This is a genomic window from Faecalibacterium sp. DFI.5.82 (assembly GCF_029076575.1).
Taxonomy (GTDB): Bacteria; Bacillota; Clostridia; order Oscillospirales; family Ruminococcaceae; genus Faecalibacterium; species Faecalibacterium duncaniae.
Window position 1 is genome coordinate 1 of sequence record NZ_JARFIS010000699.1, and the last position, 303, is coordinate 303.

General features: G+C 56.4%; 1 pseudogene. It reads left to right on the forward strand.

Annotation, left to right across the window (positions count from 1 at the left end):
- Nucleotides 1–204: 204 nt before the first annotated feature.
- A pseudogene (locus P0G09_RS18505) lies at nucleotides 205–303 on the forward strand (16S rRNA (cytidine(1402)-2'-O)-methyltransferase); the annotation flags it as partial.

Here is a 303-nt window from a genome sequence, read left to right on the forward strand (position 1 = left end):
TGGCCTTTGTGAAGAACCGGCCGGATGCCGCCCCCTGGCTGTTTCTGTTGGAAGCACAGAAGAACCGAAAAACAGGGCTGCGGGTCGAGCCGCATGTACTCATCTCGGCAGGCGCGGCAATGTATGGACGCTGAACCTCTCAGGCGCTGCGCGCCAAGTACGGGATGACGGAGAGTTTTTGTACAAATCAAATGGGAGGATACTATGGCAGGTACTCTTTATATCGTTGCCACACCCATCGGCAACCTGGATGACATGCCGCCCCGTGTGGCAGCCACCTTTGGCGCGTCAGATTTTATTGCC